The 19,353-nt window shown below is 57.5% G+C and carries 16 protein-coding genes; 10 read left to right on the top strand and 6 right to left on the bottom strand.

Going from position 1 to position 19,353, the window contains the following annotated elements:
- Positions 1 to 11: 11 nt before the first annotated feature.
- The 10 genes from CMR03_RS09870 (at position 12) to CMR03_RS09825 (ending at position 9,462) form a co-directional block, all read left to right on the top strand.
- Positions 12 to 842, top strand: a complete 831-nt coding sequence (locus CMR03_RS09870) for an SMP-30/gluconolactonase/LRE family protein (RefSeq protein ID WP_096011433.1) — start codon at positions 12 to 14, stop codon at positions 840 to 842.
- A gap of 251 nt (positions 843 to 1,093) precedes the next feature.
- On the top strand, positions 1,094 to 2,092 hold the full coding sequence (yiaK, locus tag CMR03_RS09865; RefSeq protein ID WP_063878083.1) for a 3-dehydro-L-gulonate 2-dehydrogenase: 999 nt from the start codon (positions 1,094 to 1,096) through the stop codon (positions 2,090 to 2,092).
- 10 nt (positions 2,093 to 2,102) lie between these two features.
- Positions 2,103 to 2,570: a NanQ anomerase/TabA/YiaL family protein gene (locus CMR03_RS09860; protein ID WP_096011432.1), complete on the top strand. Its 468-nt coding sequence runs from the start codon at positions 2,103 to 2,105 to the stop codon at positions 2,568 to 2,570.
- A gap of 15 nt (positions 2,571 to 2,585) precedes the next feature.
- Positions 2,586 to 3,881: an MFS transporter gene (locus tag CMR03_RS09855; protein ID WP_063878081.1), complete on the top strand. Its 1,296-nt coding sequence runs from the start codon at positions 2,586 to 2,588 to the stop codon at positions 3,879 to 3,881.
- Positions 3,878 to 5,359 (top strand): FGGY-family carbohydrate kinase, encoded by a 1,482-nt coding sequence (locus CMR03_RS09850; RefSeq protein WP_096011431.1) that lies wholly within the window; start codon positions 3,878 to 3,880, stop codon positions 5,357 to 5,359. Before CMR03_RS09855 ends, CMR03_RS09850 begins: the two co-directional genes overlap by 4 nt.
- On the top strand, positions 5,356 to 6,012 hold the full coding sequence (gene ulaD / locus CMR03_RS09845; RefSeq protein ID WP_096011430.1) for a 3-keto-L-gulonate-6-phosphate decarboxylase UlaD: 657 nt from the start codon (positions 5,356 to 5,358) through the stop codon (positions 6,010 to 6,012). Before CMR03_RS09850 ends, ulaD begins: the two co-directional genes overlap by 4 nt.
- On the top strand, positions 6,009 to 6,869 hold the full coding sequence (locus CMR03_RS09840) for an L-ribulose-5-phosphate 3-epimerase (protein WP_063878078.1): 861 nt from the start codon (positions 6,009 to 6,011) through the stop codon (positions 6,867 to 6,869). Before ulaD ends, CMR03_RS09840 begins: the two co-directional genes overlap by 4 nt.
- Positions 6,866 to 7,564 carry an L-ribulose-5-phosphate 4-epimerase gene (araD, locus tag CMR03_RS09835; protein ID WP_063878077.1) on the top strand — a complete coding sequence of 233 codons (699 nt, stop codon included), beginning with the start codon at positions 6,866 to 6,868 and terminating at the stop codon, positions 7,562 to 7,564. The genes CMR03_RS09840 and araD overlap by 4 nt, the downstream gene beginning before the upstream one ends.
- A gap of 39 nt (positions 7,565 to 7,603) precedes the next feature.
- The gene (locus CMR03_RS09830; RefSeq protein ID WP_096011429.1) at positions 7,604 to 8,122 is read left to right on the top strand and encodes a YagU family protein; all 519 of its coding nucleotides are present in this window, start codon (positions 7,604 to 7,606) and stop codon (positions 8,120 to 8,122) included.
- Positions 8,123 to 8,388: 266 nt separating this feature from the next.
- Entirely contained in the window at positions 8,389 to 9,462 is a 1,074-nt protein-coding gene (locus tag CMR03_RS09825) for an acyltransferase family protein (RefSeq protein ID WP_096011428.1), read from the top strand.
- A gap of 47 nt (positions 9,463 to 9,509) precedes the next feature.
- Here the strand turns inward: CMR03_RS09825 and CMR03_RS09820 are convergent, their stop codons facing one another.
- The 6 genes from CMR03_RS09820 to iucA form a co-directional block, all read right to left on the bottom strand.
- Entirely contained in the window at positions 9,510 to 11,171 is a 1,662-nt protein-coding gene (locus tag CMR03_RS09820) for a methyl-accepting chemotaxis protein (RefSeq protein WP_096011427.1), read from the bottom strand.
- 181 nt (positions 11,172 to 11,352) lie between these two features.
- Positions 11,353 to 13,548, bottom strand: a complete 2,196-nt coding sequence (gene iutA, locus CMR03_RS09815) for a ferric aerobactin receptor IutA (RefSeq protein WP_096011426.1) — start codon at positions 13,546 to 13,548, stop codon at positions 11,353 to 11,355.
- Between the two features lie 27 nt (positions 13,549 to 13,575).
- Positions 13,576 to 14,910: an NADPH-dependent L-lysine N(6)-monooxygenase gene (iucD, locus tag CMR03_RS09810; RefSeq protein WP_096011425.1), complete on the bottom strand. Its 1,335-nt coding sequence runs from the start codon at positions 14,908 to 14,910 to the stop codon at positions 13,576 to 13,578.
- A gap of 3 nt (positions 14,911 to 14,913) precedes the next feature.
- On the bottom strand, positions 14,914 to 16,647 hold the full coding sequence (gene iucC / locus CMR03_RS09805; protein WP_096011424.1) for an aerobactin synthase IucC: 1,734 nt from the start codon (positions 16,645 to 16,647) through the stop codon (positions 14,914 to 14,916).
- Positions 16,647 to 17,594, bottom strand: a complete 948-nt coding sequence (iucB, locus tag CMR03_RS09800) for a GNAT family N-acetyltransferase (protein WP_096011423.1) — start codon at positions 17,592 to 17,594, stop codon at positions 16,647 to 16,649. Before iucB ends, iucC begins: the two co-directional genes overlap by 1 nt.
- Positions 17,595 to 19,319 (bottom strand): aerobactin synthase IucA, encoded by a 1,725-nt coding sequence (iucA, locus tag CMR03_RS09795; protein WP_128604126.1) that lies wholly within the window; start codon positions 19,317 to 19,319, stop codon positions 17,595 to 17,597.
- Positions 19,320 to 19,353 lie beyond the last annotated feature (34 nt).

Below are 19,353 nucleotides of genomic sequence, written 5' to 3'. Positions count from 1 at the left end.
AGGCCAGCAGCATGCAGGTAGAAAAACTGTGTTCCCCTGCCATCTGGGCCGAAGGCCCGGTATGGCTGCCGCAGCTCGATGCGGTGGTGTTCAGCGATGTGAAAGGCAACCGCATGTACTGCTGGCAGCGCAACGGTGAACTCAGCATCTGGCGTCATCATGCTAACTATGCCAACGGCAATGCCCGGGACAGTCAGGGACGCGTCGTCAGTTGCGAACATGGCCGCCGGGCTATCAGCCGGACCGAATCAGACGGCACGGTCAACGTGTTGATCGACAAAGTCGAGGGCAAACGCTTTAACTCGCCCAACGATCTGGCGATCCGTTCTGACGGCACCATCTGGTTTACCGATCCACCTTACGGGATCGTTAACGATCACGAAGGCTATCTGGCCCCCAGCCAGGTGATTGGCTGCTATCTCTACTGTTTTGATCCCGTCAGCGGGCAGCTCAGTATTGCGGCCAGCGATCTGCAGCGCCCTAACGGGCTGGCATTCTCACCCGATGAGAGCCTGCTTTATGTGGCCGATATGTCGGTGGTGGACTTCCCGACGCTGGGACGCCATCAGCTCCGGGTTTACCAGGTTGAAGGACGGGAACTGTCGCCGGGGAAATTTTTTGCCGATGTCACGCCGGGCTTCCCGGACGGCTTTTGTGTCGATGCCAACGGGGACATTTACTGTAGCTGCGCGGACGGCGTGATTATTTTTGACGCTCAGGGGACGCGTAAAGGCAAAATCCCGATCCCTGAGACGGTATCCAACTGCACGCTTGGTGGACCGGATAATAATGAACTCTATATCACAGCCAACACCTCGCTCTACCGGGTAACGTTGCGCTAAACCGGCTGCGCAGGCAGATCGGCAAGAAGGACCTGTCAGGTCAGCGCGTCTGTGGCTGACCGGCCCCTCTGTGGGCAAAATCTGGCAAATAAGCCTGAGATCACAAAAGCCAGCAATAAATATAACTACATGATTTTTAATGGTTAATTTTTCAGTCATTTCTTTGACTGCCCTGTATTTTCCCCATAGCATTTAGTTGAAATGACATTCCACATTATGAAATAAGCGGCAACGCTGGGAGTATCAGTCGTATGAGAATCAGCTATCAGCAGTTGTATGAGGAGTTTCTCCGCGTACTCACGAGTCGTAACGTGCCCCAGGATAAAGCCGAAGCCTGTGCGCATATGTTTACCGAAACCAGCCTCAACGGCGTGTATTCCCACGGCGTAAACCGCTTCCCACGTTTTATTCAGCAACTGGACGCGGGCCATATCGTTCCCGACGCCGAGCCGCAAAAAGTCCTGTCGCTGGGCGCGATCGAGCAATGGGATGCCCAGCGTGCCATCGGCAACATCACCGCGCACAGTATGATGGAACGCGCTATGGCCGTGGCATCCGACCACGGGATTGGGCTGGTGGCGCTGCGTAATGCCAATCACTGGATGCGCGGCGGCAGTTATGGCTGGCAGGCGGCGGAAAAGGGCTTTGTGGGCATTTGCTGGACGAACTCTATTGCCGTGATGCCGCCCTGGGGCGCGAAAAGCGGGGCGATCGGGACTAACCCGCTGATCATCGCCGTGCCGGGCGAGCCGATCACCATGGTGGATATGTCAATGTCGATGTTCTCCTACGGCATGCTGGAGGTGAACCGTCTGGCCGGTAAAAGCCTGCCGGTCGATGGCGGATTTGATGATGAAGGCAATTACACCCGCGATCCGGCCACCCTTGAGCAAAACCGCCGCATCTTACCTATGGGTTACTGGAAAGGCTCCGCGCTGTCGGTCGTGCTGGACATGCTGGCCACCCTGCTCTCCAACGGTGCCTCCGTCACCGAAGTGACACATGACAACGGCGATGAATTCGGCATCTCGCAGGTCTTTATCGCGATTGATGTCGACCGGCTCATTGATGGTGAAACCCGCCAGCACAAGCTCGATCGTATCCGGGCATCGATTATCAACGCTGAACGCGCCGACAGCGAGCAGGCCATTCGCCTGCCCGGCGATAAGTTTCCGCCGCTGCGGGCTGAAAACCAGCGTCTTGGTATTCCAGTGGACGATCGCATCTGGGCGCGTATTCAGGCGCTGTAAGGGGGAAACCATGATCACCGGACATATTGCGAACACCGACCCGCGTCACTATCCCCCGGCGATTGCCAAAGCGATCGCCTGTCTCGCCCGCCACGACCTGACCATTATGGCTGCGGGACGTTACCAGGACAGCGAAACGGGCTGGACCATGCAGGTACTGGATCTGCACACCGCCGCGCCTGAAGAGAACTACCCGGAAGCGCATCGCCTGCATATTGATGTGCAGTATCTGGTGGCAGGCGAAGAAGTCATCGGCGTCGCCACGCAGCCCGTGGATTTACCGGTGCATCAGCCTTACGACAGCGAGCGCGACATCATCTTTTACCAGCACGCGCCGGAAGAAACCCTGGTGCGCATGCTGCCAGGCACCTTCGCCGTGTTTTTCCCGCAGGATATTCACCGCCCAAATTGCGCGGTGGGCAAGCCCGGACCGATTCGCAAAGTGGTGGTTAAGATCCCCACCCGCGATCTGGTCTAGGCAAGGAGGAATGCCATGAGTCTGACATCGACCGCCGTTAATCGTGAGAAGATCCCCGCCCTGCGCTGGCTAAGGATCATTCCACCCATCCTGATCACCTGCATCATTTCTTATATGGATCGGGTCAATATTGCCTTTGCCATGCCGGGCGGCATGGACGCCGAACTGGGCATCAGCGCGTCGATGGCCGGACTGGCGGGCGGCATTTTCTTTATTGGTTATCTTTTTTTACAGGTGCCGGGCGGCAAGCTGGCCGTGTATGGCAATGGCAAACGCTTTATCGGCTGGTCACTGCTGGCCTGGGCGATCATCTCGATGCTGACCGGTATGGCAACCAGTCAGTATCAACTGCTGGCGCTGCGCTTCGCGTTAGGGATCGCCGAAGGCGGCATGTTGCCGGTGGTGCTGACGATGATCGGCAACTGGTTCCCGGATGCCGAGCGCGGTCGCGCCAATGCCATTGTGATCATGTTTGTGCCGATCGCCGGGATCATTACCGCCCCGCTCTCCGGCTGGATCATTACCGCCTGGGACTGGCGCATGCTGTTTTACGTGGAAGGCGCATTATCGCTGGTGGTCATGGCCCTGTGGCATTTCACCATCAGCAACCGGCCGCAGGAAGCGACGTGGATTTCTCCGGCTGAAAAGCAGTATCTGATCACCACCCTGCACAATGAACAGCTGATGATCAAAGGGCAGAACGTGCGTAATGCCTCTCTGCTGCGGGTCATGCGCGAGCCCGTGATGTGGCGGCTGATTCTGGTCAATTTTTTCTATCAGACCGGCATTTACGGTTACACCCTGTGGTTGCCCACCATTCTGAAAGAGCTGACCCACGGCAACGTCGAACAGGTCGGTATGCTGGCCATCCTGCCCTATGTCGGGGCGATCTTCGGCATGTTTCTGTTCTCTGTTCTGTCGGATGCAACCGGTCGGCGCAAGCTTTTTGTCGCGCTGCCACTGGCCGGCTTTGCGCTGTGCATGGCGCTGTCGGTGTTGCTTAAAGCACACATCTGGTGGTCCTACGCGGCGCTGGTGGGCTGTGGCGTGTTTATTCAGTCTGCAGCGGGCGTGTTCTGGAGTATTCCGCCGCGCCTGTTCAATGCCGAGGTCGCGGGCGGGGCGCGCGGCCTGATCAACGCGCTGGGCAACCTGGGCGGTTTCTGCGGGCCTTATATGGTCGGCATGCTGATTGCGTTCTACAGCAAAGATGCCGGGGTTTACAGCCTGGCCATTTCGCTGGCGCTGGCGGCGCTGCTGGCCATGACGCTGCCTGCCCGCTGTGATTCTGCGAAACGGGAGGCAGTATGAAACGCTGGCTGGGACTGGATTGCGGCGGCACCTTTATTAAAGCCGGGCTGTACGATATGCAGGGCCGCGAGCTGGCCGTTGCACGGCAAAACCTGCCGATACTGGTGCCTGAGCCGGGTTATGCTGAACGCGATATGACGCTGCTCTGGCAGCAAGCGGCAGCGGTGATTCGCGAGGTCCTGACCAGTAGCGGTCAGGATGCCGCCGATGTCGCTGGATTAGGCATCTCTGCTCAGGGTAAAGGGCTGTTTCTGCTGGATAAAGATCGCAATCCACTGGGGAATGGCATCTTATCTTCGGATCGTCGCGCCCTGAGCCTGGTCCAACAGTGGCAGCAGGAAGGCCTGCCGCAGCAGCTCTACCCGCTCACCCGACAGACGCTGTGGACCGGCCATCCGGTTTCACTCCTGCGCTGGCTAAAGCAGCATCAGCCGCAGCGCTATGCCGCGATTGGTAGCGTGCTGATGGCCCACGACTATCTGCGTTTCTGTCTGACCGGTGAGCTGGCCTGTGAAGAAACCAATATCTCGGAATCCAATCTGTACGACATGCAGGCCGCCGACTGGTCGCCGGCGTTGGCTGAGATGCTGGATATCAGCGAAATCGTTCCCGCGCTGCCTCCGATTATTGGGTCAACGCAGATTGCCGGCTATGTCACCTCGCAGGCTGCCGCCGCATGCGGTTTGCTTCCCGGTACGCCCGTGGTCGGCGGTCTGTTTGACGTGATGTCCACTGCCCTGTGTGCGGGGCTGAATGACGCAACGCGCCTGAACGCAGTGATGGGCACCTGGTCGGTGACCAGCGGCATTACCGACTGCATTCGCGATGAAGCAGACTATCCCTACGTTTATGGCCGCTATGCCATTGAGGGCCAGTACCTGATCCATGAAGCCAGCCCGACGTCGGCGGCCAACCTGGAATGGTTCTGTGAACAGTGGGGCATCAGCGACTACCAGCTGTTAAACCAGTGGGTCACGGATCTCGAACCCGCCAGCAACGCGCTGCTGTTTCTGCCTTTTTTGTACGGCACCAACGCCGGGGCCGATCTGCACGGCAGCTTCTTTGGCCTGCAGGCGGGTCACACCCGCGCCCATCTGGTGCAGGCCATCTACGAAGGTGTGGTGTTTTCCCACCTGACGCATCTGAACCGCATTCTGCAACGCTTTCCTCAGGTCACCGCCCTGCGTCTGAGCGGCGGTCCCACGCGATCCGCCCCCTGGATGCAGATGTTTGCCGATGCCAGCGGCCTGACGGTAGAAGTGCCGCAGATCAGCGAAAGCGGCTGTCTGGGTGCGGCCCTGGTCGCGCTAACCGGGACGGGCGCTTACGCCTCGCTGCAACAGGCGCAGCAGGCCTTAGCGCCGGATATCGTGACCTGGCAGCCAGACAGCACAAGACATGCCCGTTATCAGCAGAAGTATCAGCGTTATCAGCATCTGATCCGCGTCCTGAGTGATGCACAAGGAGCCACCTTATGAGCCTGCCCTTACTCCAGCTGGCGCTGGATCATACCGAGCTGGAGGCGGCGCTGAGTACCGCACAACAGCTGCATCAGCATGTGGATATCATCGAAGCCGGTACGCTGCTGTGCCTGAGCTGCGGGGTGGAAGCCGTGCGCCGTCTGCGCCAGCAGCACCCGGAGAAAACCCTGGTGGCTGACTATAAAGTGGCAGATGCCGGCGGCACCCTGGCAGACATGGCCTTTACGGCGGGCGCAAGCTGGATGACGGTCATCTGTGCCGCCCCGCTGGCGACCTTTGCCAGCGCGCTGGAGGTGGCACAGCAGCACCAGGGCGATATTCAGATTGAACTGTTTGGCAACTGGACGCTGGATGATGCGCGAAAATGGCGGCAACTGGGGCTAAAACAGGCCATTTATCACCGTGGCCGGGATGCGCAGGCCAGCGGTCAGCAGTGGAATCAGCACGACCTGGATACCATGAAAGCCTTATCCGATTTGGGTTTCGCCCTCTCCATCACCGGCGGGATTACGCCTCAGGATCTTTCACAATTTAAAGACGTTGACGTTAAGGCGTTTATCGCCGGACGCGCCCTCAGCGATCCCGCCAGCGGCATCCAGCGCGCCGCAGAATTCCATCAGGCCATTGCCAGCATTTGGGGAACCGTATGAAACACCAGCATCCGTTAGGTATTTACGAGAAAGCCCTGCCCGCGAACCTCACCTGGCCTGAACGCCTGGCGCTGGCAAAAGCCTGTGGTTTTGATTTTGTGGAAATGTCGGTGGACGAAACCGACGCGCGGCTGGCGCGCCTGAACTGGAGCAAAGAGCAGCGGCTGTCGCTGGTGAATGCCACGATTGAAACCGGCGTCACCATTCCCTCCATGTGCCTGTCCGGACACCGCCGCTTTCCCTTTGGCAGTCACGATCCGGCGATCCGCCAGCGCGCGGACGATCTGATCGATCGGGCTATCCAGCTGGCAAAGGACGTCGGTATCCGCACGATTCAGCTGGCGGGTTACGACGTGTATTACGAACCCCACGATGAAAGCACCGTGGCGCGCTTTGCCGAAGGGCTGTCACGCGCGGTGCAGCGCGCCGCCGCGGCCCAGGTGATGCTGGCGGTTGAGATCATGGACACCGAGTTTATGAACGCCATCAGCAAGTGGAAAGTCTGGGAGCAGCAGCAGGCTTCACCGTGGTTTTCGGTGTATCCGGATGTGGGCAATCTCAGCGCCTGGGGCAACGATGTGACCGCCGAACTGACCCTGGGCATTGACCGCATCGCCGCCATTCATTTGAAAGATACTCAACCCGTGACCGCAAGCTCACCAGGACAGTTTCGTGACGTGCCCTTTGGTCAAGGCTGCGTCGACTTTGTCGGCGTGTTCCGCACACTCAAAGCACTGAATTATCGCGGCTCGTTCCTGATTGAAATGTGGACAGAAAAAGCCGAAGAACCGGTTGCCGAAATCGTCCAGGCCCGGCGCTGGATTGAACAGAAAATGCAGGAAGGAGGTTTAGTATGAGCATAGCCGCAATGAAAGAGCAGGTGCTGGCCGCCAACCTGGCGCTGCCGCGCCATCAACTGGTGACCTTTACCTGGGGCAACGTTAGCGCTGTCGATCGCGCCCAGGGCCTGGTGGCGATCAAGCCGTCCGGCGTGGACTATGACGGTATGACAGTGGACGACATCGTCGTGGTGGAACTGGAGAGCGGACGGGTGGTGGACGGCAGCAAAAAGCCCTCATCAGATACCGCGACGCACCTGGCGCTCTACCGGGCCTTTGACGATATTGGTGGCATTGTGCACACCCATTCGCGCCACGCCACCATCTGGGCACAGGCCGGTCAGGATCTGCCCGCCTGGGGCACCACCCATGCTGACTATTTCTACGGCGCGATTCCCTGCACCCGACTGATGACGGAGGCCGAAATCGCCCACGATTACGAACACAATACCGGCGAAGTGATCATCGAAGCCTTCCGCACGCGTGGTATCAGTCCGGTCGCGATCCCCGCCGTGTTGGTTAACGCTCACGGGCCATTCGCCTGGGGGAAAGACGCCGACAACGCGGTACACAACGCGGTGGTGCTGGAAGAGATCGCCTATATGGGCATTTTCTCCCGCCAGCTGACGCCCGGTATCACGCACATGCAGCAGCCCCTGCTGGACAAGCACTTTCTCCGAAAGCATGGGGCGAATGCCTATTACGGTCAGTAATTCACGTTTTTTTATCACACTCAGCAGGAGCGGTTGACTATGAACAGGTTGTTTCATCTGACATCCCCTGCCGACCGGCATTATGGTCTGGCGCTGTGGGCGGGGTTTTGCGGCGGCAATGTCGCCAGTTTTGTAAAATGGGGAACCGAAAATCCCTTTCCACCCAGAACGCCTGACAGGGCGATTCCGCCTGCTGAGATGCTGCATGATATGGGGATCAACGTCAGCAGCCTGGTGTATCACTATTCCGATCACGTGGTGAACTGGGGCATTGCCGGTGTACACCACCTGTTCTCCATTTTCTTTGCTCTGCTCTACTGCGCACTCGCGGAGATCGTCCCGGCGATCACCCTGGGCCAGGGTGTCGCTTTCGCCATCGTCATCACGCTGGCGTTTCACGGCGTAATACTGCCGATGAACGGCTGGGCACCGGCGTTATGGCACCTGCCGCTCGCGGAAATCGCGTCGGAAACCCTGGGGCATATTCTCTGGATGTGGACGATAGAGATATTCAGACGCGCCTTCTGTGAACAGGCCCGACGACGCCAGCCTCTCTGAGCGCAAGACCGGGGCGCCAGACATAACCTTTATTTAAGAACCCTCTGAAATACCTGCGGCGCACATTTTATCCTGTGCGCCAAACTACTGCGATATCAGCCTCATCTTCCGCAAAATAACCGAAATCCGCGTTAATTATTTTATCCCACCTGGAAATGAGGGTTGATAATCATTAAGTCGTTTTTACAATACGGCCTACGCTTAACCCTAATCGGCTCGCTTAGGCGATCGCCGTTATTGAGTAAACCGACAGGCCTGTAACGCACATGAAAATCGTCTCAATCCAGTATCTGCGCGGTCTCGCTGCGTTACTCGTGGTGCTGGCACACAACTCATCGCTGTTAGAAGGCCACTGGACCCGGCACATTCCCGGCGCGCTGGGCGTGGACGTGTTCTTTATTATCAGCGGCTTCATCATGACCTTTATTACCCACCAGTTTAACGAAGCCCCGACCTCGTTTATGGTGAAACGCTTTTTCCGCATCTGGCCGGTATTCTTCGTGGTCTGGCTGCTCTCGTTCGTGGTGGTTTATCACGATCGTTCACTTCAGGACATGTCCTGCGCGCTCTATTTCTGTCTGCAGGATTACAGCAGTCCCGGCCCGACCTTTGGGTTTAGCGCATTGGGTCCGCCCTGGACGCTGTCCTACGAAATCCTGTTTTACGCCGTGTTCACCGTCGCGATGTGCATCAACTACCGCTATCGTAGCTATTTGTGTGCGCTGATTTTTCTCGCCTCCAGCGTGGGTTTTCAGCTGTATTACAACGGCAGTTTTGCTTTTTCATCCCAGGTATCGCCCCATATGGCGGTGACGCACTGGTGGCAGGCGTGGATCAAACTCATCAGCAATACCATCTGCATGGAGTTTATCTTAGGCATGATGCTGGCGGAGTTAATCGTGAAGCAGAAGCTGCCTGAGCTGACGCCTCAGCGGCGCAGAATACTGCAGGTCGGGCTGGTGCTGGCATTCGCGACGGCGCTGATGATTGGGCCGCAGCCGTTTGGCCTGCACGGGGGTTTCTGGCTGGCCGCGGCGATCATGAGCATCACGGTGATGCTCGGTTATCGTAGCGAAAGGGGTCATAACCGCGCGCTGATTTTCTTTGGTGATATCTCTTATTCGCTCTATCTCATCCATTACCCGCTCATGATATTGCTGATGAACAGCCTGGCCGATAAAGCCTGGACGGATAATTTTATGATCTTTGTGTTGTCCATCAGCATCAGCGTGGCGCTGGCGTCAGTGATGTTTTTCTGGATTGAAAAGCCCGCCATTAAGGCAGGTAAGCACGTCGCCCGCTGGTTATCGACGCCGCTGACGCTGCACAAAAATTCATAGCCTGCGGCAAACAGTGGCCTTTTAACGGGCCACTGTTTTTTTCGCTATCAGAAGCTCTGCCAGTTGTCTTCCTGCGCACCGGCACCGGCTGCCGCAAGCTGTGGGCGCTTAAGCACGGGCGCAGCCGTCACGGCGACAGGTGGACGCTTATCCATCACAACCTGGGCAGAATGGATAGTAAAGGCAGCCACCAGCTGTTGCAGCGAAGTGGATTGTTCGGTTAACGAACGCGCGGCGGCAGAAGCCTGTTCCACCAGTGCGGCGTTTTGCTGGGTCACGCTGTCCATCTGGTTGACGGCTTCATGCACCTGACCAATGCCCTGCGACTGCTCCTGGGCCGCTACCGCAATTTCATCCACCAGATCGTTGACCTGGCGCACGGCATCGTTCATCCGGTCCATATTCTGTCCGACTTCTTCAGCCTGCGCGGCACCAGTTGCTACGTAGCGCATCGATGACTCGATTAACGCTTTGATCTCACGGGCAGAAGAAGATGAACGCTGTGCCAGATTACGCACCTCACCGGCTACTACGGCAAAACCGCGTCCCTGCTCACCCGCCCGGGCCGCTTCAACTGCCGCATTCAGCGCCAGAATATTCGTCTGGAAGGCCACACCTTCAATCAATGCAATGATGTCGTTGATTTTCGCCGAGCTGCTTCTGATATCGGTCATGGTGCCCAGCATCGTTTTGACTTTGCCTGAGCTGTCCTCCGAGATTTCACGCGCGTTTTTGGATAGCTGGCTGGCGAGTCGGGTGTTTTCGGCGGTCTGGCGTACGGTTTCACTCAGTTCAGACATGCTGGCCGCCGTTTCCTCCAGCGACGCCGCCTGCTGTTCCGTGCGGGAAGAGAGATCGTCGTTACCGGCTGAAATCTGGGACGAGGCAGAACTGACCGAGTGGGACGCCTGCTCAACCGATGACAGCGACTGCGCTACGTTGTTCACCAGGAGGTTGTAAGCCCTGGCGGTTAAGCCAATCTCGTCACGACGTGAATCGTCTGCGCGCAGCGTCAGATCAAGCCGCTCACTGGCGTGTTCCATGGTGGCGCGAATGGCGTTAAGCTGACGACGGATGCTGAAAATCGTCTTAACCGAAAACGCGCCGAGCAGCAGGATAATCGCTATCGATCCCCCTGACATGCCCCACAGGGTTTTCTGATACGCCTTGCCGTTTTCCTTACTGTACGCCTCACCGATAGCCACATTCAGCGCCAGTTGCTTCTGATATCCCTTCATCAGATCGCGTACCGCCTGTCCAACTCCGCTGTCGCTCTGAATAGCGCCGAGGGAAACGGCATCGTTTTGTGCACGGGAACCGGCTAAAAATTCCGGCAGTCTGGTTTCGATGTTTTTAATCGTGCCAAAGGCCTGTTCAGTTAACGACTTATCTTCAGCATTAGAGATATCGTGTTCCAGGTAATACTGGTTAAGTTTCTTTAAGTCGTTTATCGCCGAACCAATATCTTTTTCGAACTGTGCCTGCTTACGGGGATCGGTGGCACTCTGGTGTCGGTACAGTAGCAGCGTTAGTGCATGACTGCTGTCCACCAGCTTGTTCAGGTCGATAATCGACGGAATGGTATTTTGCTGAACATAGTCAAAGCGTGACTGAAAGCCGGTCACGACCAGGATAGCGACCACGGCTAAGGCAGCCAGTGAGGCGGCAAGCAACGAGAAGGTCAGAAACAGTCTCTGGGTAATGGTCATAGCTTTATTCACCTGATGTAGAGGAAACATTGTGTAGAGGATGTTTCTACTATCGGCATCTGACGATGAAATATTACACAATTCATTAGGTAGCTAACTTTATTTTGTCGCAACCTGTTGTGATAAAGGGGAAAGAATGTAAAAAAACAGGCCCGGCCGGTGCCGGGCACAGAAGCAGGAATCAGAACAGCACGGAGTAGTTCAGACCAAAGGTGCGACCACGGCCTTTGTACTGGTACTGAGACGGTGAACCGTAGGTAGGGCTGTAGAACAGCGGTGCGCGCTGTCCCCACACCGTGGTGTAGTCGCGGTCCAGCAGGTTCTCAACGCTAAAGCTCAGCTTGCCGACGGGCAACTCATAGCTGCCAATCAAATCAACGGTGGTGTAGCCGTTAATGTTATAGCCCGCATCATCGCTCAGATTAAACGAGGTGGTGCTCTGGACTTTCAGGCTCCAGGGATCGGGCGACCAGCCAACATAGGCGGTTGCTTTCGACGGACTGGCGACTTTCACGTCATATTTTCGCCAGCTGCCATCCACTTTCGACTCGGTCTTCAGCACATTGAAGTTCGCGCCGGTGCTCCAGTTGGTATCCGGGATAAAGTAATCCACGGCACCTTCAACACCATAAATCCGACGCTTATCGTCAACGACGCTGATGGTCAGATCCTGATTCTGCTGAACACTCTTGTCTGAGAGCGAATAATAGGCGCTGAGCTGCGTGCGCAGATTGTCACCGGTATAGCGCCAGCCCAGCTCCCATGAATCGACTTTGATGCCCTGCAATTTGCTGGCATCCACGTTGACGCTGTTGATCAGCGGAAGATTGCCGTTAACCGCCCGACCATAGGTGCCGCGTCCGTAATATTTACCCGGGTCCGGCAGTTCAACGCCTTGCGAGAAGTTAAACCAGGCCTGCTGCCGCTCCGTGATATGCATCAGGATACCGGCGTTATACAGGAAATTATCGTAATCGGTTGAGCCACCCGGAATCGCATCGGCTGAACGGGCGGTGCCGTTGGCAATCGCCTGCTGCTGCGCATAACCAACAAAGTCATCCACCTTGTTTTCGGTGTACTGATAGCGCACGCCGCCACTCAGCGTGAAGGTATCATTAATGTCGTAGCTGGACTGCAGGAAGGTCGCCAGGTTGGTAATGTCATAACCCGGATAGCGACCGGTCGTGTAGATGCTCTGATTGTTCAGCCCGCCCGAGGCTGCCGACTGGCCCAAATCAAAGAACATCTGGTTAGCGTTGAAACGCTCGTGATCGGCGTCCACACCGTAGGTTAACGCCAGCCCATCGACGGGCTTACTGGTTATCGCCAGCTTGCCACCATATTGATCGGTGTTCTGCTCTGAGGAGGAGAAACTGGTCACGCGTCCGCCAGAAACGGTTGGGAACGGATAAAACGTCAGTGACTCGTCCCGGTAATAAACCTGCCCCACCAGCTCCTGACCGAGGAAATCGGTATTGGAGTACTGCAGGCTGACAAGGTGGCGCTCGGTGCCGGGAATACGGTCCGATTCCAGCCCTTTACTGGTGTAGGCGTTGCCGTTACCGGTTACTGCCGAAAAGTTTCTGCCCAGATTCAGACCATAATCATCGTCACCCTGGCTCTTATAGTATTGCGTTACCAGTTGCAGTTGCTGGTGGTCATCAATTTCCAGCGTCCCGGTGCCCATCACATCCAGACGGTCGGAATATTGCAGCCCCGTCTGGGTATTATCCAGCAGAACCGAATCGCCGTTGCCGTCATACCAGCCACCAAACTTCTGATAAGCGACAGACAGCCGTCCTGAGGCGCGGTCGTTACCGCCAGAGATAGCGCCCGCCACGCGTTCGTCGTGATCTTTACTGCTGTTAAAGCCGGTTTTGGTGCCGGTTTCAAACTCAAACTGCGTGCCCGGCTGGCCTTTCTTGGTCACGATGTTGATCAGGCCACCGGTACTGCCACCGCCGTACAGGGAAGTCGACCCCGAGATCACCTCAATGTGATCGATGTTGAAGGGATCGATCGAATCCAGCTGGCGACTGTCTGTGCGTGAAGAGTTGAGGCGAACGCCGTCCACCAGCACCACTATCGCGCGGCCACGCATGTTCATGCCGTAGTTGGTTCGGCCCTGGCTACTGACGTCCAGACCCGGCACCAGCTGCGCCAGCGCATCTTTAAACTCTTTGCCGCCCTGGACTTGCTGCTCCAGTTCGGCCCCCTCAATTACCCAGGTGGTTTGGGCCATGTCAGCCACCGTACGGTGCGTACGACTGGCCGAAACGACCATTTCATTTTCGCTGGTTTGCTGTGCAACCGCCGGTGCCATCATGGCTAACAGCAGCGGATTGAGCAGCCAGATATTCTTGTTTTTAGCTTTCATCATCGTTCCTGCGTGCGAGGTTAAGACTTACCCCAAGGACTCGGTATAGTTTTTGGTGGAAGCAGCGCCATGCTGCGGTTTTTCCCGGCTGACGCTGCGCCACTGGATCAGAGCGGGCGGCGTGCTGAGATCGAACAAATCACGCCCCAGTGCGCGATTCAGAATACGGGCGGATCGCCAGGCCATCAGGCTGAGCTGCGGTTCAGCAATACCGTGAGTCTGCATACTGGCGTTCACCGCAAAGATGTTATTGTCTTTTGGCCCGTTCCACTCAAGCGTGAAGTCCTCACGCACGCTGAACGTGCACTCGTCTTTCATGGTCAGGCGACTCATCAGCGGAGAGAGCAGTTCCGGCAGCGCCGGGCGATAGCCGGTGGCAAAAATCACGACATCACAGTCGATCAGGTCGTAACCCTGGTCGAGCTGATGCTGTAACTGAAGCTGCCAGCCCTGATGATGGCTGTTGAGTTCAATCACCGAACGGCTCGGCAGCAAATGGGCATTGCGCGGCAGTCGCTGCACTTCAAAGCGGTGATACAGCTCGCGATAAATCGTCAGCAGAGACTCAGCCGTAATGCCATCCGAGGTCATCTTTTGTTCAGCCAGCATTTTCTGCCGGGCAGGCTCGTTCAGGCCGACAAAGCTGGAAACGTACTCTGGGGTGAAGTATTCGTTGGCGAAAGCGGCTTCATCCAGAGCATTGAAATTGTTGCGGCGTGATACCCAGCTGACCTCAGCCGGTTCGCCCCACTCGCCCCGGAAGGCGTTGAGGAACAGATCGGCACCGCTCTGACCGCCGCCGATCACCGCCACACGCTTGCCGCGCAGGTCGGGCTTGCGCAGGCTCATTTCGCTGGCATGGAAGCAGGTGGCGCTGATGCGGTTCACGCAGGGCGGCAGGTAGGGCTGCTTGCCAATGCCCAGGCAGATGTTGCGGGCATAGCTTTCGCCGCCGTTGCTGTGAATCACAAAACGTTTATTCGCGTCGTCAAAATCGATGCGTTCTACCGTCTGATTAAAGCGCAGATTATCCATGCCTTCGGCGGCCCAGCGCAGATAGTCGGAAAACTCATCCCTTGAAACGGTGCGCAATTCGGTGGTCATAAAGCGGTAAAACTTTTTACGCTTGACCAGGTAGTTCACAAAGCTGAACGGGCTGGTGGGCGCGACCGCCGACACCAGATCTTTTAAGAACGAGGTCTGCATATGGCAGTCCGGGACCAGCATGCCGGGATGCCAGGCAAAATCGGGGCGACTGTCTAAAAACTGGCTGGTGAACCCTTGTGCCTCGTGAGCCAGCGCCGCGATACTCAGGTTGAACGGGCCAATGCCAACGCCAATAAAATCAACAGTGTTTGTCATGATTCAGTCCTTGGTGACCAGCCACAGCGGGTTTTGCAGATTTTCCAGGTAATTGGGCAACATACGGCTTCCGCCGTCCTGATCGGGCCAGGTGAGTTTTACCGGATTCAGCACTACACGAATGATTTGTGGCTTGAAGAGTGAGAAAAGCGCAAAACGCGCCGACAGTTGCGGATGGTCCTGCATATAGTCGCTCAACACTGCGGCAAGCAGTTGGTAAAAGCGTCGTTCTGGTACGCCAAGGCGCGCCATTAACGGCGAAATAAACCGCAGGACCGTGACAAAATGGCCGGTCTGCAAGTCATGAATCAAATAGTCAGCGCTCAGGCGTGCCGTCACATCGCGGACGTCCTGAGGCAGAGAATCCATCTCTGGAAAATCGTCCTTCACCAGCCGCATATCGCCCTGAAAATCTTTCAGCAACACGCGCTGAGGCACACCGTCCTTCATCGCCAGCGTAATATTTTGCCCGTGCGCGATCAGCGCTACGCCATAACGGCACAACAGGTGATAGAGCGGCACCACAGACACGCGAAACATCTGACGTAACCAGGCTTCTGCGCTCAGGCCAGAGCGGGCGATGTAAGCCCCGATAAGCGGCTGATGGTTCTCATCGCACTCCATCAGCGTTGCCATCAGGATTGGCGTTTCGTCCGGGTGCAGCCAGCGTGAGGGGTTTTCGCGCCAGATCACGCCCAGCATTTCCTGGTAGCGATACGGGGCTTCGGCCAACGCGCCGTAAGCCTGATGGGAAACATAACCGGCGGCAGGTTCACCCAGGATCACCGCCCCGCTTTGCTGCAGCGTCGTGTCCGTGGCAAAGACGTTTTGTAGCCAGCGGGATGCCAGCGGGCCTGCGGCGATGTATTTGCCCGGAATACCGCGATAGCAGGAGGTGTTGTAAATGGTGAGCGGCAGTTTAATATCCAGCCCGCCCTGACGACTGGCGTTGGTCAGCGTGCGCAGTGACTGCTGCGCCAGCCAGCGATCGCCAAATTCTCCCAGCGAGACCATCTTGCCTGTCGCCAGATCCGCCACAAAATCGAGGGCAATTTTTTGCTGCCACTGCCAGGGATGAACCGGTAACGGCAGCCAGCTGTCGTCCAGCCCCTGGTCCTGCCAGGCCTGAGTGAAACGCGCATATTCACCGCTGTCCATCGCGGCATGTAGCAACTGCTGGAGATCCAGCGCGCTGTCGCAGCGCCAGACCATATGGTCACGCTTCACTGCCAGCCAGTGCAGGCGGAAGGTATTCAGGTATTCGGGTGCATAGCGCTCCAGCGCCTCTTGTCCCCATCCCCGACGGCCTTTATTGAAGGCAAACTTAGGATGACCGCTTAGCAGGCACTGCAGGCGGTCGGCATCCATATCAATGAGCGCGTTCGCATCCAGGCCCTGACGTGCCTGCATAAGCTGAAGATCGCCGCGCAACGTGGCATAGAGATCCTGCATATGTTCCGCCACCGTTGCATCGCTCATCGACAGCACCGGCTTCAGCTGATACAGCAGCGTCTGAGCCAGTATCGGCTCCTCCGCACAGCGCAGGCTCTGCGCATCGATCCATAACCAGCCCCAGATGCCCCGTTCGGCGGTGAAGTGCCACTCGGCTCCCGGCAGGCTGATGCAGTAACGGTTCTCGCCCTGAGGCTGCGCCTGAAAGACCTGCTCGTACTCCAGCTCAGCCAGCATTTTCGCGACCAGTTGACGGTTAACGGCGTCCCATGCGTGCAGATTCATCACAGGCCCACCTCGCCGAAGAAACGCGCGCGCTGGGTCATGACCAGCCGGGAGCGCTTGTGCGGAAAATCAAACTCTTTCACGGTGCTGTAGCCCGCCGGTGCCAGATGGCGGAACAGGCGCTGATTATCGGCCCGGGGTTCCAGCACCAGGCGCTGGGTTTGTGGGTTGTCCAGCAGCAGATAGTGACTGATGCCGCGCAGCCAACTCTGCACAAAGTGCGGCCCGCGCCACTGCGGCTCACCCACCAGCAGATGCAAACCGCGATCGTACGGCTGCCAGCTGTAGTGCCGTCCGATGCGGTCTTCTGCCGCCCAGTAGATTTCAAAGTAGCTAAAAGGCTCATCATCAAAGCAGCCAATCAGCGGAAAGGCATAACTGCTGGTCAGCTGGCGTTCAAGGTAGGCGGTCTGCACCGCCAGCGATCCGCTCAGCTCCCAGAAATAATCTACGCGCGGATCGTTCATCCAGCGGGTGAACGCCTCTGCGTCCCGGGCAGGATCGGCTACGCGAAAACTCAGCGTACGGCGCACGCGCGGATCGTAACGGCGATAAACTTCGCCGTTGGGGCGCGGCGGGCGCTGGGGAAAACAGATCTCACGCTCGGCATCAAACGTCATCTCGCCGGAGGCCTGCTGACGCGGGGCAGACAGCCACAGCGGCAGTTGCCAGAACATATCGCGATGCACGATATCGCTCTTTAGTGCGTCAAACAGCGCCAGCGCCTGTGGCTCTTCGCGCCATTCTGCGTAGGGCAGCACAACGGCGGAAAGCTGCGGGGCCGCGATAAACATCTGGTCCAGCGCGTCACGCAGCCAGCCTTCGGCAAGCGGACCGGAAAAATGCAGCACCGCACTGTTGTCCTGTCCCCAGCCGAGATTCAGCGTGTTGCCTGACTTTTCGCAGCGCAGGCCGTGGCCACTATGAACAATCTTTGCCTGAGACATTTAGCGCTCCTGAGACAGCAGTGGGTTGATGAAGTCAAAGTAGATCACCGAGGGATCGACGATGGTGTTTTCATTGTGATCGTGCAGGTAGCAGAAGAAATTGCCTTTGACGTTCCAGTGCGGGCTTGTCAGCACGTAGTCAAGGCAGTCCGTGTGCATCACCTCGTTTCGTAGCGCGCTTAACGCGTCACGTACCCGTGCCATCAGGTGCGTTTCACTGTCCATGCCAGCCGCACTCAGTGCTGCCGTCACGGCAAAGGTGGAGTTCACTAACAGGTAGTAGGGGAAATAGCGCAGCAGCTGTTCGCGGCTAAAGACGTTTTCCGCCTGGGCTTCGCCAATCACGTCCAGCCAGCCTGCGGCATGTGGCATAAAGGCGCTGCCCTGACAGTCGCGATAGATCAGGCCAACCGGCAGATCCTGCGCCATCTCCACCAGGATATTTTGCTGATGGGCTAACAGCACCAGACCGTAATCAGCTTCCGCAGTGAACAGCGGTTTCAGCACCTGCTGACAGTAGGCGTCGACCCAGGCATGGGCGGCCTGTTTTTCGCTGATGTTCAGACGCTGGCTCAGGCGTTTCACCGCCGCAGACAGCAGTGAGTCGCCGCCGTCCGGCGCGGACTGCGTCAGGGAAACCAGCACGTTGGTCTGGCTCTGCGGCCTGTCGACAATCAGGTTTTCACGCAGCGCGAACAGGCTCTCTTCCATGATCCTGCCCTGCGCATCGCGCAGTCCGGCCCAACCATCTTCCTGCATGACACGAAACGTCGGGAAACGCGCCTGCATGTCCTGCCAGCGTTCGGTCTGCGCCAGCCGCGCCAGGCGCATGCCGCGTTTAACCTCTTTCACCGACAGGGTGCGGACGGAGTTAGTCAGCCGCACGCTCAGGGAAAACTTGATCATGTCCCGGCTGGTCGCACAGTACAGCGAACGCGATGACGTGGTGGGCAGCCAGGGCGCACCGGCTTCCCCCAGGTCAGTCACCAGGCCTTTCTCCACCAGTTGCTGACACCAGGTCTGCTGGAGCAGATAGTCCGCCTGCCAGGGATGGAGCGGGAACAGCCACTGCCGATCGGTCAGCGCATGCAATAACTGCGGCGCGTTTTCAGCCGCGAAGCGCGTCAGGCGCTGCTGTAAAGTCAGCTGCAGACTGTCGCCCGCCAGGTGGTCTTTATCCACCGCGAACCAGCGTAACGGGAAATGTGGCGCAAAATCAGGCAGGTAGCGTTCGGCCTGCGGTTGCGTAAAGGGTTCGTGTGATTTCGGTGCCGGATGGAAGGCGTGCCCGACCAGCAGTGCCTGCTCGGCCCCGGCAAAGTTCAGGGCTTGCTCACGCAGGCCGTTCCAGTCATGACGGGCAGCGATTGCCTCACCGGTATGGGCGTGACTTTCCATAACACGCTGGTAAAACGCCTCACAGCCAGCGGCGGGCAGCTGCTGCTGGTTTTGCAGCTTATCGACAATCAGTCTGGCAACGGTCGCGAACGCCACTGGCTGGCTGTCGCGATGCGTGACCAGTCGGGCCGGGAAAGCAAAACGGTGGTGCTGGGTGGGAGAAAAGTAAGCCACCTTAAAGTGTAGGGCCTTCTCATCGTCCAACGGAATCACTAATTCTACGGGTTCACCCTGGCTGAGTTGCCAGTCCTTGGTTTCACGGATCAGGGAATTCAGGAAGCACTGTGCTGCCACATCCCAGGCTCCCTCGTGTGTTGATTGAATCATTATCAAACAATTTCCAGGCGTTATGATAATGCGA

The sequence above is a fragment of the Pantoea allii genome (assembly GCF_002307475.1).
GTDB lineage: Bacteria > Pseudomonadota > Gammaproteobacteria > Enterobacterales > Enterobacteriaceae > Pantoea > Pantoea allii.
The sequence above is the reverse complement of the archived record's forward strand: the minus strand, read 5'-3'. Positions and strand labels throughout refer to the sequence as shown.

Coding starts and splice junctions, on each gene's coding strand:
- CMR03_RS09850 (WP_096011431.1), top strand. CDS start 3,878: ATGAAACGCTGGCTGGGACTGGATTGCGGCGGCACCTTTATTAAAGCC.
- CMR03_RS09820 (WP_096011427.1), bottom strand. CDS start 11,171: ATGACCATTACCCAGAGACTGTTTCTGACCTTCTCGTTGCTTGCCGCC.
- CMR03_RS09840 (WP_063878078.1), top strand. CDS start 6,009: ATGAAACACCAGCATCCGTTAGGTATTTACGAGAAAGCCCTGCCCGCG.
- iucC (WP_096011424.1), bottom strand. CDS start 16,647: ATGAATCTGCACGCATGGGACGCCGTTAACCGTCAACTGGTCGCGAAA.
- iutA (WP_096011426.1), bottom strand. CDS start 13,548: ATGAAAGCTAAAAACAAGAATATCTGGCTGCTCAATCCGCTGCTGTTA.
- yiaK (WP_063878083.1), top strand. CDS start 1,094: ATGAGAATCAGCTATCAGCAGTTGTATGAGGAGTTTCTCCGCGTACTC.
- CMR03_RS09830 (WP_096011429.1), top strand. CDS start 7,604: ATGAACAGGTTGTTTCATCTGACATCCCCTGCCGACCGGCATTATGGT.
- iucB (WP_096011423.1), bottom strand. CDS start 17,594: ATGTCTCAGGCAAAGATTGTTCATAGTGGCCACGGCCTGCGCTGCGAA.
- iucA (WP_128604126.1), bottom strand. CDS start 19,319: ATGATTCAATCAACACACGAGGGAGCCTGGGATGTGGCAGCACAGTGC.
- CMR03_RS09825 (WP_096011428.1), top strand. CDS start 8,389: ATGAAAATCGTCTCAATCCAGTATCTGCGCGGTCTCGCTGCGTTACTC.
- CMR03_RS09860 (WP_096011432.1), top strand. CDS start 2,103: ATGATCACCGGACATATTGCGAACACCGACCCGCGTCACTATCCCCCG.
- iucD (WP_096011425.1), bottom strand. CDS start 14,910: ATGACAAACACTGTTGATTTTATTGGCGTTGGCATTGGCCCGTTCAAC.
- araD (WP_063878077.1), top strand. CDS start 6,866: ATGAGCATAGCCGCAATGAAAGAGCAGGTGCTGGCCGCCAACCTGGCG.
- CMR03_RS09855 (WP_063878081.1), top strand. CDS start 2,586: ATGAGTCTGACATCGACCGCCGTTAATCGTGAGAAGATCCCCGCCCTG.
- ulaD (WP_096011430.1), top strand. CDS start 5,356: ATGAGCCTGCCCTTACTCCAGCTGGCGCTGGATCATACCGAGCTGGAG.
- CMR03_RS09870 (WP_096011433.1), top strand. CDS start 12: ATGCAGGTAGAAAAACTGTGTTCCCCTGCCATCTGGGCCGAAGGCCCG.